We start from the raw sequence: 13,126 nt of genomic DNA on the forward strand, positions 1-13,126 counted from the left end.
ATTACGAAATTAGACGGCACGATGACAGGGTGCTAGTGCGAGGTTCTGCTGTGTCAGCACGGTGTCAGCACCTGTCATCAAAAAGCCCGCCGCTGGTGCCAATTCTTTAGGGAAGCAGCAATGAGAGAGACACGCCCTTTCTATCGTGTTTTCACCGTGACCAAGCAGGAGGCAGCGGTTCAACAGATAGAGGGGGCTATTGCTGCCTTCCATGCTGGCCAATTCGCTCTTACGATAACTTTGGCCGGAGCTGCGGAAGATATGAGGCCCCACAAAGAGGGCGGCCTTTGGGTCAGCATTCGGGACAACCCAACTCGCCCAGTGGAGAAAAACAAGGATTGGATAAGGCGTCTCAACGAGACGCGCGACTGGCTCAAGCATGACAGACCCGAAGAAACCAGGGCCTTGGTCGCATTCGAGGCCGGCCTGTTCATCTTGCGGGCGATGGACAAGTGGGAGCCATGGACGCCGACGATGATCGCCTTCAAGGATCTGTGGTTCTCCTCGCCTAAGCTGATGCGCCCCGAGGATTATTCTCCCGAACAGTGAAAGCCCGCCACCGTGAGGCAGCGGGCATCACGCGGTTTACCGTTTTCAATTCGGCGAACAATCACTACTATCCGAACTATGAGACGTCATCTTGTTCTCGCCAGTTTGATGATGCTGTTCGGATGGACCGCAAGCGCACAGCAGATGCCCTGTCCCTTCGAATACCCGGACACTCCGGTCAATCGGTCTCGCGGTGTGGTCGGGTGCACGCTTCAATGCGACCAAAAGCTCACTTGTCCGGGCCAGCAGCCGGCGGAGCCGCAGAAGACTGCGCCGGCGAAGGCGTTGCCGCCATCGCCGGCGCAGCCCAGCAAGCCCACCGGTGAGAGCGGAGCATGCCCCGAGGGGAAATACTGGAATCCGAAGAGGAAAACTTGCGTCTCTTGTGCGGCGGGCGCCTCGTGGGATGCCAAGCGCTCGGCCTGCTCCTGTGGGGCGGGGCAGTTCGTCGATCCGAAAACTCGGCGCTGCGTGAGCTGCCCGGAGAATTGGGGTTGGGGAAAAGGGGCCTGCGTGTGCACGCGCAGCTTGAAGTCCACGTTGGCCGGAAAGTCCTGCTCGCCCAAACGCCCTGTCTGCATGACCGGCAGTTCCTGGGATGCCGCCAACAAACATTGTGTGGCCGTGCAGCTGCAGAAGCCGAAAGCGTCGCTTGAGATGGAATTCGCTGCGGCACCCGACGGGTGAAGTGGGCAAAGGGCTGGGCAAATTGAAAAGCCCGCCACCGAAGCAGCGGGCCAATGGGTCGGTCGGAACCTTATTGAATACAAGAGCCCGGAGGATAGTGCTCGGGGTCGTAGTGCCACGACGAGACGAGCATGAAATCGTCGCCGGTGTGGACAGGGATCATGCCGAAGTTGTTGCGGTAAGCGTGGTGGAACGGCACGACGATCATGTCGTTGCTCGGCTCTGTCGCTGCTGATAGCGGGTCGAAGGCGCGTCGTTGATAGAACGGCGCCGTCATATCCCGCTCTCCACCAGCGTTTCCTGCGACGCCAGATCGTCGGGCCACATGATGCGTTCGCCATAGATATCCACGCAAGGCTCGTCGTCGCCACCTTCCTCGTCGTCGCAGTTGTCCTGCTCCAGATCATCGAGGCAGCCTAGCGATGGCTCGTCGTCTGCCGTATCCTCCAGGTCGCAATCAACCTCCATAAGATCCAGTGCCGTAATGAGCGACATGGCGCGGTCCAGAAGGTCGTTGAGGCGCTTCTCGACTGACTGGCGCCATTGTTGCGGGTTCATCCCCTTCGGCATCCCCAAGGGCTTCAGCATGGCCGCGCTCATGATGGTGACCTTTGGCCGATAAACACGAAGGGGAGTTCATGGTTGATGAAGACGTAGTATTCGCTGTCACCATGGATCGCCTTCATTGCGGCAACGATAGAAGCGATATCCCGGTCGATCTGTCGTGACGCCTCTGCCATTTGGTCGGCGATCTCGCCGATAATGACGCGACCTGAAAATCTTCCAAGGAAGGCAGCGGGCATAGCTTCGCCGGCCGCCGGAACACACGTGTTCGGCTTTGGAATTCCCCTTCAGTTGTGATACTTACACTTGTGAAATTAGCACAAGGATTGTGAGTTGTGAAGCCTGCACAAGTGAGGATGGCTAGAGCGGCGTTGAACTGGTCCCTGGCTGACCTTTCGAAGGCTGCCGGAATTCACCGCAACACGATCTCGAATTTCGAGACAGGCAAGTATGGCGGTTCGGAAGATGCCCTGGCTGCGATCGAGAAGGCTCTCGAATCTGCCGGCGTCGAGTTCATCCCCGAGAATGGTGGCGGTGCCGGGGTGAGGCTGAGGAAGGGTGGCGGCATAGATAGTGGCGGCTAGTTGGGGACGATGGCAAAAGAAGAGTTCCAGGCAAACTGGCGTGGAGCACGCAAATATCAATTTGACGAGGAAACGCGTCGGAAGCAGGCCGCGCTCGATCGCAAGTTCCCCGATCCTGATCCCGCTCACTTGCCACAGCCAAGCGAGCCCATCCCGAGTACCGAAGCAGCAACGCACCAGAATACCGAAGCACCAGCGCGCCCACCAAAGTCGCGACCGAGACGGCGCGGTATCTCCATCGCCACGATGCTTCTACTCGTGACCGTCGCCTCGATTGCGGGCTACGTCACAGTGCTGCTTTTCGAGGGGCAACATATTGTTTGGCCGGCGCCGCCGCAGACGACGGACGCGCAGCCCTAGACCAGCGCGCCAGAACCTTCCTTGCCCTCGGAGGTGCCCCTCCCACCGAACCGGCCGCGTACTCGCTGAAATCGTCAAGCGCGCCCTTGCGGGGACGAAGCTCGCGCGCGATGCTGCGGACCATGATCGGGAGTCCGTTGTGTTGGCCACGAAAAGTCCGTCGATCGCCTTTCTTGCCGGGATGGCAGTTTGTTGTGCCACGAGCGTCGCCGAGGCTCGGCCCGACACGCGCACGATGAGCTGCGAGCAGCTTCAGCAGTTGATCCAGAGCCGGCACGCTGTGGTGCTGACCACCGGCCCCAACACATATGACCGCTATGTGCGCCAGTTCGGCAATGAGTGCGACTGGCCCGACGTGCCGATGTCCGCCGCCGTTCCAACCCGCGACGGCCAATGCCGCGTCTATCACTGTGAGGAACCGAGCTACAATCTACTGGTGCGATAACGCCATGAAGGTGGGGATCCACAGAATCGCGGTTTCGATCTATATTGCCGGCATGGACGCGATCTTCGATGACCTGTCGAACGCCATCAGGGAGCCCGTGGGGATGCCTGGAGCGCTGTCCGCGCCTTCGCCCTAGACTTTGCCGGCAAGCTGCTCATGGGCGTTGCTATCGGCCTTGGTGTCGGTATTGGAATGGCGATCGCCGGGTAGCCAGCCTGGGAGAATTTTGTTTTTAGCACGGCGCCGTTGCGCCGAAGCCAGCGCGCGGTCCCTACAAGAAGCTGCCGAAATAGGCGAATAGGTAAGGCTTTAAGCACTCGCTAACCTAAGAACACTTCCCGCCCGTTACATGACCCTAAGGCCAGCTTGAATGTGCCACGGCGTTGCGCGACTGTCGCCGCGAGGGGAGTGTGAGCAATGCAACGCAAGGGAAAGGCGCGGCCCTTCGTACCGACTGAAATCCACGTCGGCACCATCACGGACAATGCGGGTGTGATTGGGGTTCTCTCAATTCACACAACCGAAGGTCTGTTAGATATTGCGCTGGACGTTCAGTCAGCCAACGCCATCGTGAGCGCTATTCATCAAATCCGGTCAAAGCTGGAGCCGAACGGCCCCCAGATTTCAAACTGAGACACTACCTGTTTGCGAGAAGATGGACGCCGTCGCGCCGAAGCCGAGGTGGCACGCCCATATAGAAAGCTTTGGAGAACTGACGAGCGGGCATGTCCAGTCGGAAATACATAGATATGATCGCCGATCAGACACCAGAGTTGCGCCATACGCTCCGCGACTTCGCCGCTCAATGGGCCCCCTCTGCATTTCCATCAACAATTGCCGCCGCAGAATTGGCGGAGACCTTGATATCGAATCTGGGGAAGACCCCAGAGAACGTTGTCAAAGGCGTTTTCCAATTATGCGAAGAGGGCTTGCGAGAGAGCTCGGCCAAAGACAATGCTGACATTGCTACCTTTCTTGAGGCCTTACAGAACGCCGCTGACCGGGGTGACTTCGATTTCGCTACGATTGTCGAGTTTCTGGGGCCAGCCTCTAAAGAATATTGCAGAGGCATGGACCGCTTTTATGGATCGACAACTGCGGGCCTCTAGCCCCAAATTTCAAACTGAGACACTACCCATCGCTGCGAGACATAGCCGACTAAGCGGGAACGGCGTATAAGCCGAAACCGAAGCTAAGCATCGCGAGCAACAACAACAACATCGCGATGACGCCGACGCCACACGCGAGACCTAGCCAGAAATACAGTTCGCCCCTCATGCCGCTACACTAGCGCCGGCAATGGTGAGCCGAGAAAGTACGTAACTGTTACAGATATTGCGGCACGCTTTTTGTCAGCAAAGGGAAGCGGTACAAAACCGGCCTTCTAAGCCGATGGTCACAGGTTCGAATCCTGTCGGGATCGCCAATAATTTCAGAGGCTTGTACCGTTTATCCTGATCAGGGCCGCTAAATCTGCCATCTCGCGACTGCCAGCGCCACCACCTTGTGCAACAAGGAGTTGTGCCTGGGTTCGGCGCAGCGATCCGGAATTATTTCGTGATCCAGCGGGGTTGGAACCATAGCTCCCACCACGCGTTCGGGGCCTTGTATTCGCGGTGCCTCATAAAAAGGCAATGTGTGGGCCGACGAATGGGTGGGGTAAAACAAGCGCGGGTTGGGGGAGGAGAAGCCAGGTTATGTCGAAACGTGAGATTGGAACGTCCCCCGCGTTGGGGCGGCGTATCGCTGAACTCAAGGCCAGAATGCAGGATGCCGAAATTTCCGACCATGAGATGAAAACGTTTCACAAGGTCGCCGCCATCATGGGGGCAGGCGACGGCTCCCTACGACTGGATGCCGACGACTTGATCGCGGCATCGTTCGTTGCCGAGGCGCTGGGTGGACCAGCGCCCAACCGCTGACATTCAGGAGTCCTGCACGAAGTCCAGCAGAGCGACGGTTTTCACCGCGGGAGCGAGCACGGCTGCCGTCGGTGGCCGTTGCGTTGTCGTGTCTGCCGGTATCGAATTGGAAGGAAAGTCTTATCAATTTGTTTGCGTTGCTGCGTCATAGTAGCCGCGGCTAACGGAGTGGAACGCGATGAGGCTCGATCTGTCGCCGACGAGCTGGGGCAGGGTTATCGCTGTCACGGCAGCCGGTACGGCATTCTTCATCGCCGTGGCGTTCTTTGTTGATTCCTTCAATTTCCCCTATCTTTCACCCGAGGCACTGTGGCGGGCGCAACTGACCGATCTGATGTTGCCTTTGGTGCTGGGCGGCTCATTTCTGTTTTTCCTGATGTGGAAGATCCGCCAGCTGGCCATCGCCCAGCGTGATCTCAGCATCGTTGCCGCGACCGACAGCCTGACGGCGGTGCTGAACCGCGGCGCCTTCTCGATGCTGGTCGAAGCCTATCTCGAGCAGACCCGCAAGCAGGAGCAGGCCCATTCTGGGGCGCTGCTGATCATCGATGCTGACCATTTCAAGTCGATCAACGACCGGCACGGACATGACTGCGGAGACCAGGCGCTCAAGCTGATCGCGCAGGCGATCAAAGGCCAGCTGCGCGGCGGCGACATCGTTGGCCGCATCGGTGGCGAAGAGTTCGGCGTATTTCTGCCTGGCGTCGATCCCTCGCATTCATGGGTGGTTGCCGAAAGCATTCGCCGGCGCATCCGTGAGATGGACTTCTCTCCGGGCGGGCGGCCATGCCCATTGTCCGTCAGCATCGGCGGCACAAGCTTTACCGGGCCGACAACCTTCGAAGAGATTTTCGTGGCTGCCGACAGGCGGCTTTACGCGGCCAAATCGAACGGGCGCGATCAAGTCAGCTTCGATCCGTCAGGGGCTTCCTTGGTGCCCAGCGGCGCCATCGTGCATTGACAGCAAGCGTGGTCATCGCAAGCTTGAACCGTCGCGTCCTGTCACGGTTGGGCACGAAAAAGCTCGGGCACAGCACGCTGATTTGAGTAAGCGTCGCGCGGCGGTGCTTTCGCTTTGCTGACATCGCGCTAGAAAACGTTACTGCTTTCCTGAGTTCTCCAAGCGTCCGGTCCGGTCCAGTCACCGCCTTTCTCAATGCCGGCGAACGAATGGCGGGACGGTTCAGGCAAGATCAGCGCGGCAACTATGATTCATCTGTTCAATGGCTTTCAGAACCGTTTTGGCGGCAGTGACCTCGAAACCCTGGAACTGTACCGGCTGTTGAGCGCCGACTCGGATGTGCGTCTGTGGGCAACGTCCTCCAGGGTGTCCGGCGAGTTGATGCGACAATTTCCAATTCGGCGCATCTCGCTGCCAAGGTGGAATGTGCCGGACGGCGGTACCTACGTCTTCCTCGGCACGCATTGGCGCAACAAAATGTGGCCCTATCTGATTCCGCGACCGCGCCGGCTGATCTATGTCTTCAATACCTTTCACCCGAAGGTCATCGCGCTGACGACGCGTATGCCCCGTAGGCTCAACTGGCCCGACGCCGAACTGGTGCTGATTTCCGATTTTCAAAAGCGCATGCTGCGGGTCGATGGCGTCGTGCATCCGTCGCCGATCGATATCGAACGTTTTTCACCAAAACCGGTCAAGCCCGGTCGTCCGTTCACGCTGGGACGATTGAGCCGCGACACCCCGGACAAACATCATGCGGACGATGTGCCGCTTTACGAAGCGTTGCTGGCGGATGGCGCCGCGTTGCGGATTCAGGGCGGGATGCCGCTCAAGGACAGGCTCAAACCGCATCCACAACTCGAACTCCTTCCGCAAGGCCGGTTTGCGGCCGAAGAGTTCCTGCCGACGCTCGACGTGTTCTACTATCGCACCGGCTCGCATGTGGAGACGTTCGGCCGGGTGGTGTTCGAAGCGATGGCCTGTGGTTTGCCTGTGGTCTGCCATTCGCATGGCGGCTATGCCGACCATATCAGGCATGGCGAAAACGGTTTCCTGTTCGAGACGACGCAACAGGCGCGGCAGATCCTGGCCGACCTCAAAGCCGATCCGGAGCTGCGGGCGACGGTGGGTCGCGAGGCGCGGCGGACCGTTGAGCAGCTGTTTTCTTCGCAGGCGCTTCGACGGCGGCTGGATTTCTATCTGCATTAGCGGCACATCGTCCCCTGGGCTTTGCGGACACCCTCGGCATCGCGCTAAAGCTGGCATGCAAACGAACCATCGGGCGGACGGGCAGCGGCGCGCCATAGACTGAGCAGGGACTTCTTACCGATGACATTGATGGGCGCGGCGGCACTGCTGATCCTGATCCTGACTTACGCTGGTGTCGCCATTGGCCGCATCCCGGGCCTGCGCCTCGACCGGGCAGGGATCGCGCTGCTCGGCGGGGCCGCGATGATCGCCGTCGGCGCGCTGAGCATGGAAGATGCCTACCGCGCGATCAATTTCGACACCATCACGCTGCTGCTCGGCATGATGATCGTGGTGGCGCATCTGAAGGTTTCCGGCGCCTTTCGCGGTCTTGGCGCCGTCGCCATCGAGCATGCACACGCGCCTTTCATGCTCCTGGTCATGGTGACGCTGCTGACCGGCGTGCTGTCGGCCTTCCTGGTCAACGATGCCATCTGCCTGGTCATGGCGCCGATCGTGGTCCACGTCACCCGCGTCATCAAGCGCAACCCCATCCCCTATCTGATCGCCACCGCCACCGCGTCGAATTGCGGCAGCGTCGCCACCATCACCGGCAATCCGCAAAACATGGTGATCGGCGCGCTGTCGGGCATTTCCTATCCTGCCTTCTCAGCGGCCCTTGCTCCGGTCGCCCTGTTTGGCCTGGTCGCGGTCATTGTCATCATACGCATCGTCTACAGGGCCGAATTCGCCCGCACGGCCCAATTGACCCCAGAAGTCTCGCGTGGCCGCATGCACAAGGGACAGGTGCTGAAGGCGGTGGTGGTCTGCATCGGATTGGCCATCGCCTTCTTCGCCGGCGTGCCCGTCGCCAAGGCGGCACTCATTGGCGGTGCCATCCTCTTGCTCACCCGTGCCATCAAACCGGAACGCATCTACCGCGAGATCGACGGGCCGCTGCTGTTCATGTTCGCCGGTCTGTTCGTGGTCGTTGCCGGCGCGGAAAAGACGCTGCTGACGCCAGACATGATCGCCTCGGCAAAGAACCTTGGGCTGGACGATGTCTGGCGCCTGTCCGGCTTCACCGCGGTGCTCTCCAACATCATGAGCAATGTCCCGGCCGTGCTGGCGCTGCGGCCCTTCATACCCGGCCTTGAAAATCCCGAACGTGCCTGGCTGGTGGTCGCCATGAGCTCGACGCTAGCCGGCAACTTCACGCTGCTCGGTTCGGTCGCCAACCTGATTGTCGCCGAGCAGGCAAGGACCGCCGGCACGCAGTTGTCGTTCGGCGCTTTCTTCAAGGTCGGCTTGCCGCTGACATTGATAACGCTGGTGGTCGGCACGGCATGGCTGGCGTTTGGATTCTAATGCATGTCGCCCAAAAGTGGCCCGGTTTTGGGAGAACGTGCATCAAAACAAAGACCTAAGGCGCGTTGCCTGAATCCGTTAAAACGCGACGCGCTTTAGACCTGGTCGCTTGCAATTCGAGCCCGGACAAGCGTCGCCGCGGCGCGGCCTGCTGCCTCGATGTAATCGGGATTGCGGTGGATCAGCATGATCGAAAAGCAGCCATCTATCAGCAGCACGATCTCGCGTGCCAAGGCTTGCGGCTCCTCGACGCCCCGGACGGACAACGCACCGGCCAGCCACGTCTCAAAATTTGACTTATGCCGCGACCCGACCTTGATCGCCGGATGTCCAGGCATCGAGGCGAGTTCCGCCGCCGTGCGCAGGAAGCCGCATCCTTTCCATTTCGGATGGTGGGCGGCCTTCGCCAGATTGGCGAAGATCGCCTCGACCTTGCGATCCGCTCCGCCTTCGGCGGCATCGAACCAGCCGGCCATCCGCTTCAGATTGGGTTGGTCGCGGCCATCGAGATAGGCGGCGATCAGGTCGTCCTTGCTCTTGAAGTGATAATAAAGCGTCCGCTTGGTGAGCCCGGCTTCCTCGGCAACGGCATCGACGCTGACGCGGCCGATTCCTTCCGCGTAAAACAGTCTTGTTGCGGCATCGACAATGCGTTTGCGGGTGGGGCTTTGCGCTTCAGGCATTCGCTTATGTATACCGACTAGTGAATATACACAAGCGACGAATGGCGTAACCTTCCCAGCCATGGGTACGCTGGAGAAGGAAGCCAAATGACCGATCTTGTCCTCAACGAAACCAGGGATGGGATTGCCATCCTCACCCTCAACCGGCCGGAGAAGCTCAACGCGTTGAACTATGCCTTGGTCGATCGCCTGCTCGCGGTCCTCGACGACATTGAAGTCGATGCCGGCGTTCGGGCGGTCATTCTTACCGGAGCAGGGGAGCGGGCGTTTTCGGCGGGTGGCGACATCCACGAATTCTCGGCCAGTGTGGCGCTTGGCGTCGATGTCGCGATGCGTGACTTTGTGATGCGCGGGCAGCGGCTGACGGCAAGGCTGGAAGCATTCCGCAAACCCGTCATCGCCGCCGTCAACGGCATTGCCTTTGGCGGCGGCTGCGAAATCACCGAGGCCGTGCCGCTGGCCATCGCCAGCGAACGGGCCCTGTTCGCCAAGCCGGAAATCAGCCTTGCGATGCCGCCGACCTTTGGCGGAACGCAGCGCCTGCCCAGGCTCGCCGGGCGCAAGCGGGCGCTCGAACTGCTTTTGACCGGCGATTGGTTTCCGCCGCAGCGCGCCCTTGAACTTGGCCTCGTCAACCAGGTGGTGCCGCATGGCGATTTGATGCCGGCCGCAATTGGCCTCGCCAAGCGTATCCTGCGGCACTCCGATCTTGCGATCGCGGGCATCCTCACAGCGGTGGCGCGCGGCCTCGACATGAGCGTCGCGGAAGGCCTGCTGGTCGAAGCCGAGCAGTTTGCCCGCTTGGCTCCGACCGCCGATCTGCGCGAAGGGCTGGATGCCTGGCTGACGCGCCACGAGCCCCGCTATGACGGCTCATGGACGCACATCGCGCGGCCTGACGAGGCCAGGCGGGCCTCGTTGGCACTGGATCAGGGCGCCACCACCAAGCGGCCTTTCATGTTGGGGTGGAAACGGCAGAAATAATCGACCGTCTCTGCCTTCTGCAGGGTGAGGCTCGCGGACTTTTTCGGCGGGATCGTCACCTCCCACCCGCCCTTGACGGTCGCCGTGTGGGCGAACACGTCCATGTTCACCCACTCGATCGTGTCTCCGACCTTGGCCTCGACAGTGGCTGGCGAGAACACCAGCTTGTCGATGGTGACCTGGATGGTTTCAGCCTGTGCCGGAACGATGCCGATGGCCAGCGTCAGCGCGATCCACAGATGGCGTTTCGACATGCTGCCTGTCCTTACTTCAGCATGCCGGCGACATGTTCAGCGTGCTGCTCATGGCCCTGGAAGATCTTCAGGCCGGTCTCCAGCAGGCTCTTCAGTTCGGTATTGCTGGCCGACGGGATGAGCAGCGTTTCGAGAGCGCCGTTGACCTGCTTGTGGTAAGCGACCTCGTTGTCGACATAGGCCTTGTCGAAGGCGGCACCCTCGAGTTTGGCAAGCTTGGCCCTCTCTTCGGCGGCCGCCTTGGTCAGCGCCTGGCTGGTGGCATTGTCTTCCGGCGTCACCTTCAGCTTCTTGACCAGGTCGAGCGCCTGCACGTTCACGGCTTCGTGGTCGCGCACCATGTCGTTAGCGAAATCCACGACGTCCTTGTTCTTCGATTTCTCGATCGCCAGCTTGGCGGCTTCAACGTCGATGACCCCGGCCGTGTAGGCGATGTGGGCGATCTGTGGGTCGGTCGGCTTGTCGGCCGCTTGCGCGAACGGGGCAGTGCCAAGCAGCAGCATGGCGGCCAGGGCAGCGGTGTGTCGGATAGGCATGGCATCTCCTTCGCCCGGAGCGGAAATCGCGCCGGTCAGTGTTTCTCGGTTGACGGTCATTGGATGCCGGGCAGCGGCAAACGTTCCCAAGGAATCGGCGAAAGGTCAGCTTTCCAGGCCGAGCCGCCGCATCACAGCGCTGGTCAGCCTTTCGCAACGTCGGCCGGCGAAGGGGAACGCATCGAGCAGCACCGGCCCGATCTGGTCGTCCAGTGCCTTGCGTACCAGGGTGCGGGCGCGGTGCAGCCTTGTCTTGACGGTTTGTGGCCGGACGCCGAGGAGATCGGCGGTCTCTTCAATGCTCAGCCCCTCGATCACCCGCGCCACGAACACAGTCCGGTAGACATCCGGAAGGCTGTCGGTGGCCCGTTCGACCAGCTGGAGGATCTGCCGTTGCGCCATCGTCCGTTCCGGATCGTCGCTGGGGTTGAGGGGGAACCGGATGATCTCGGCTTGCGGATTTTCCGGCATTGCCACCGTCCTGCGTCTTTTGCGCAGTCGGCCGAGCGCCTCGTTGATGACGATGCGCGACAACCATGTGGCAAGCGAGGCGTCGCCGCGAAACGCATCGAGATGGGCGAAGGCCCTGACATAGGCCTCCTGCACGATGTCCTCGGCCTCGCTGTCATTGCGCACCACGCCGCGGGCGATGCGGTAGAGCCGCTGGTTGTGCATCTTGATGATGGTGCGGAAAGCGTCGCCCTCGCGCGCCAAGGCGCGTCGCACGAGCTGCATGTCGCCTGAAGCGACAGAAGGCATGGCCGTCAAGACAGCAGGCATGGCCAGTTCCTCAACCCAATCCCGGACCGAAACCCGATTGAGAGATTGGATGGCATTGCCGGCAAAAGGTTCCCGGCCATTTTCGCCGGGTCCGGCGGTAGCTACCGTACCGCTTCCGGCGCGGACTTGTCAGCAGCCTGCAGACGCGCGGTGGCCGCCAGCAGATCGGTCTGTGTGATCAGCCCGAGAACGCGCTTGTCGTCGTCGACGACGATGACCGCATGACTGCGGCCGTCGGTGAGTATGGGCAGCAGACCCATGGCGGCGAAACCGGCGGCGGCTGTCGCTGCGGGTGATATCACGGATCCGACCGTGCCGGAGGCCAGTGCCAGTTCCCGCAATCCCACGGTGCCTGCCAGCCTTGCCTCTGCGTTGACAACCGGCAAGGTACGGATGTTGTGGTCAAGCAGCAAATGGCGCGCTGCCTCGGCAGGCGTGTGTTCGTCGACCGAGATCACATCGCGCGACATGATGTCCTCGCACAGCAGGCTCTGGTGCGCGCGCACCATCGCCTGCAATTCGACTTGCCGCAGCAGCCGGTCGAGATCGTTGCGATCGATATCGAACGTCTCGTCGAGCGCGCCAAGCGCGGCATCGATGTCTTCGGACTGGAAGCCGACGCGCAACTGCGCCGGCGGATCGACGGTGCCATGGCTGTTCGTCAGGGGAATCGGCACGTGCGGGTAATTGCGACGGGCCAGCTTGTGGAAGCCGTAGCCCAGCGCCACCAGCAGAAGCGAGTTCAATGCCACCGGCACGAATGGAAACAGGAAGCCGGCGCTGATGACGGCAGGCCCTCCCAACACTGCCGTCAGGGCAGCCGCCCCGCCCGGCGGATGCAGGCAGCGCGTGAACGACATGGCGGCGATGGCAAGCGCCACCGCGATGCCGGTGGCAAGGGCGGTTTCGTGGATGAAATGCGCCACGATCACGCCGACCAGTGCCGATATCGTGTTGCCGCCGATGATTGACCATGGCTGCGCCAACGGGCTAGCCGGCACCGCGAACAGGAGCACGGCCGAGGCTCCCATCGGCGCCACCAGCAGCGGCACGTGCGGGCCGTTGCCGAGCACCAGACCGCCGATCGCGCCGGTCAGTGCAATGCCGATCGTCGCGCCGATGCAGGCGATGATGCGCTCGCGCAGCGTCGCGCCGGCAAGAATCGGAACAAAAAGGCGAAAGGCCATGGGAGTCGGAAACTCTGCCAGTATGCCAGAGGGAAGTCGAAACCAGATGATCGCACCGCAATGACGCGGCATTG

Annotated in this window: 20 protein-coding genes and 1 tRNA gene; 12 read left to right on the top strand and 9 right to left on the bottom strand. The window is 61.0% G+C overall.

All coding sequences use genetic code 11. From position 1 onward, the window contains the following. Positions 1-120 precede the first annotated feature (120 nt). Positions 121-549: a hypothetical protein gene (locus AC1D08_RS26445; RefSeq protein WP_457153216.1), complete on the top strand. Its 429-nt coding sequence runs from the start codon at positions 121-123 to the stop codon at positions 547-549. A gap of 212 nt (positions 550-761) precedes the next feature. Here the strand turns inward: AC1D08_RS26445 and AC1D08_RS26450 are convergent, their stop codons facing one another. The 4 genes from AC1D08_RS26450 to AC1D08_RS26465 form a co-directional block, all read right to left on the bottom strand. After that, a complete protein-coding gene (locus AC1D08_RS26450) occupies positions 762-1,130 on the bottom strand; it encodes a hypothetical protein (RefSeq protein WP_477397185.1) in 369 nt (122 codons plus the stop codon). A 176-nt stretch (positions 1,131-1,306) separates the two neighbouring features. Continuing rightward, positions 1,307-1,513, bottom strand: a complete 207-nt coding sequence (locus AC1D08_RS26455; RefSeq protein ID WP_477226323.1) for a hypothetical protein — start codon at positions 1,511-1,513, stop codon at positions 1,307-1,309. Further along, a complete protein-coding gene (locus AC1D08_RS26460; protein ID WP_477226324.1) occupies positions 1,510-1,836 on the bottom strand; it encodes a hypothetical protein in 327 nt (108 codons plus the stop codon). Before AC1D08_RS26460 ends, AC1D08_RS26455 begins: the two co-directional genes overlap by 4 nt. Next, positions 1,833-2,039 (bottom strand): hypothetical protein, encoded by a 207-nt coding sequence (locus AC1D08_RS26465; RefSeq protein WP_477424420.1) that lies wholly within the window; start codon positions 2,037-2,039, stop codon positions 1,833-1,835. The genes AC1D08_RS26460 and AC1D08_RS26465 overlap by 4 nt, the downstream gene beginning before the upstream one ends. A 117-nt stretch (positions 2,040-2,156) precedes the next feature. On the opposite strand from AC1D08_RS26465, the gene AC1D08_RS26470 reads away from it, so the two are divergent. The 10 genes from AC1D08_RS26470 (at position 2,157) to AC1D08_RS26515 (ending at position 8,628) form a co-directional block, all read left to right on the top strand. After that, positions 2,157-2,384 (top strand): helix-turn-helix domain-containing protein, encoded by a 228-nt coding sequence (locus AC1D08_RS26470; protein ID WP_457155618.1) that lies wholly within the window; start codon positions 2,157-2,159, stop codon positions 2,382-2,384. A 9-nt stretch (positions 2,385-2,393) separates the two neighbouring features. Beyond that, a complete protein-coding gene (locus tag AC1D08_RS26475) occupies positions 2,394-2,744 on the top strand; it encodes a hypothetical protein (protein WP_457155617.1) in 351 nt (116 codons plus the stop codon). 181 nt (positions 2,745-2,925) lie between these two features. Next, entirely contained in the window at positions 2,926-3,189 is a 264-nt protein-coding gene (locus AC1D08_RS26480; RefSeq protein ID WP_457155651.1) for a hypothetical protein, read from the top strand. A 417-nt stretch (positions 3,190-3,606) separates the two neighbouring features. After that, a complete protein-coding gene (locus tag AC1D08_RS26485; RefSeq protein WP_457155688.1) occupies positions 3,607-3,822 on the top strand; it encodes a hypothetical protein in 216 nt (71 codons plus the stop codon). Positions 3,823-3,938: 116 nt separating this feature from the next. After that, on the top strand, positions 3,939-4,298 hold the full coding sequence (locus AC1D08_RS26490; protein WP_457155689.1) for a DUF7674 family protein: 360 nt from the start codon (positions 3,939-3,941) through the stop codon (positions 4,296-4,298). 252 nt (positions 4,299-4,550) lie between these two features. Beyond that, positions 4,551-4,615 (top strand) — tRNA-Ser (locus tag AC1D08_RS26495). Positions 4,616-4,886: 271 nt separating this feature from the next. Continuing rightward, positions 4,887-5,111 (top strand): hypothetical protein, encoded by a 225-nt coding sequence (locus AC1D08_RS26500; protein WP_095086203.1) that lies wholly within the window; start codon positions 4,887-4,889, stop codon positions 5,109-5,111. Between the two features lie 178 nt (positions 5,112-5,289). Further along, complete coding sequence (locus AC1D08_RS26505) at positions 5,290-6,072, top strand: GGDEF domain-containing protein (protein WP_477226326.1); 783 nt, start codon at positions 5,290-5,292, stop codon at positions 6,070-6,072. Positions 6,073-6,267: 195 nt separating this feature from the next. Next, a complete protein-coding gene (locus AC1D08_RS26510; protein WP_457152942.1) occupies positions 6,268-7,281 on the top strand; it encodes a glycosyltransferase family 4 protein in 1,014 nt (337 codons plus the stop codon). Between the two features lie 120 nt (positions 7,282-7,401). Continuing rightward, positions 7,402-8,628, top strand: a complete 1,227-nt coding sequence (locus AC1D08_RS26515) for an anion transporter (RefSeq protein ID WP_477226327.1) — start codon at positions 7,402-7,404, stop codon at positions 8,626-8,628. A gap of 95 nt (positions 8,629-8,723) precedes the next feature. Here the strand turns inward: AC1D08_RS26515 and AC1D08_RS26520 are convergent, their stop codons facing one another. Continuing rightward, positions 8,724-9,311, bottom strand: coding sequence for a TetR/AcrR family transcriptional regulator (locus AC1D08_RS26520; protein ID WP_457152940.1), 588 nt, complete (start codon positions 9,309-9,311; stop codon positions 8,724-8,726). An 87-nt stretch (positions 9,312-9,398) separates the two neighbouring features. On the opposite strand from AC1D08_RS26520, the gene AC1D08_RS26525 reads away from it, so the two are divergent. Beyond that, positions 9,399-10,295 carry a crotonase/enoyl-CoA hydratase family protein gene (locus tag AC1D08_RS26525; RefSeq protein ID WP_457152939.1) on the top strand — a complete coding sequence of 299 codons (897 nt, stop codon included), beginning with the start codon at positions 9,399-9,401 and terminating at the stop codon, positions 10,293-10,295. Here AC1D08_RS26525 and AC1D08_RS26530 read toward each other — a convergent pair. From AC1D08_RS26530 to AC1D08_RS26545, 4 genes are all read right to left on the bottom strand, one after another. Continuing rightward, positions 10,241-10,549, bottom strand: coding sequence for a cupredoxin domain-containing protein (locus AC1D08_RS26530; RefSeq protein ID WP_457152938.1), 309 nt, complete (start codon positions 10,547-10,549; stop codon positions 10,241-10,243). The genes AC1D08_RS26525 and AC1D08_RS26530 overlap by 55 nt on opposite strands. Before the next feature lie 11 nt (positions 10,550-10,560). Next, positions 10,561-11,085, bottom strand: a complete 525-nt coding sequence (locus AC1D08_RS26535) for a DUF4142 domain-containing protein (protein ID WP_457152937.1) — start codon at positions 11,083-11,085, stop codon at positions 10,561-10,563. Between the two features lie 105 nt (positions 11,086-11,190). Continuing rightward, complete coding sequence (locus AC1D08_RS26540) at positions 11,191-11,865, bottom strand: RNA polymerase sigma factor (RefSeq protein WP_095086176.1); 675 nt, start codon at positions 11,863-11,865, stop codon at positions 11,191-11,193. A 101-nt stretch (positions 11,866-11,966) separates the two neighbouring features. Beyond that, positions 11,967-13,052: an HPP family protein gene (locus AC1D08_RS26545; protein ID WP_457152936.1), complete on the bottom strand. Its 1,086-nt coding sequence runs from the start codon at positions 13,050-13,052 to the stop codon at positions 11,967-11,969. Positions 13,053-13,126: the final 74 nt, after the last annotated feature.

This window comes from Mesorhizobium sp. P2_E6 (genome assembly GCF_056403835.1).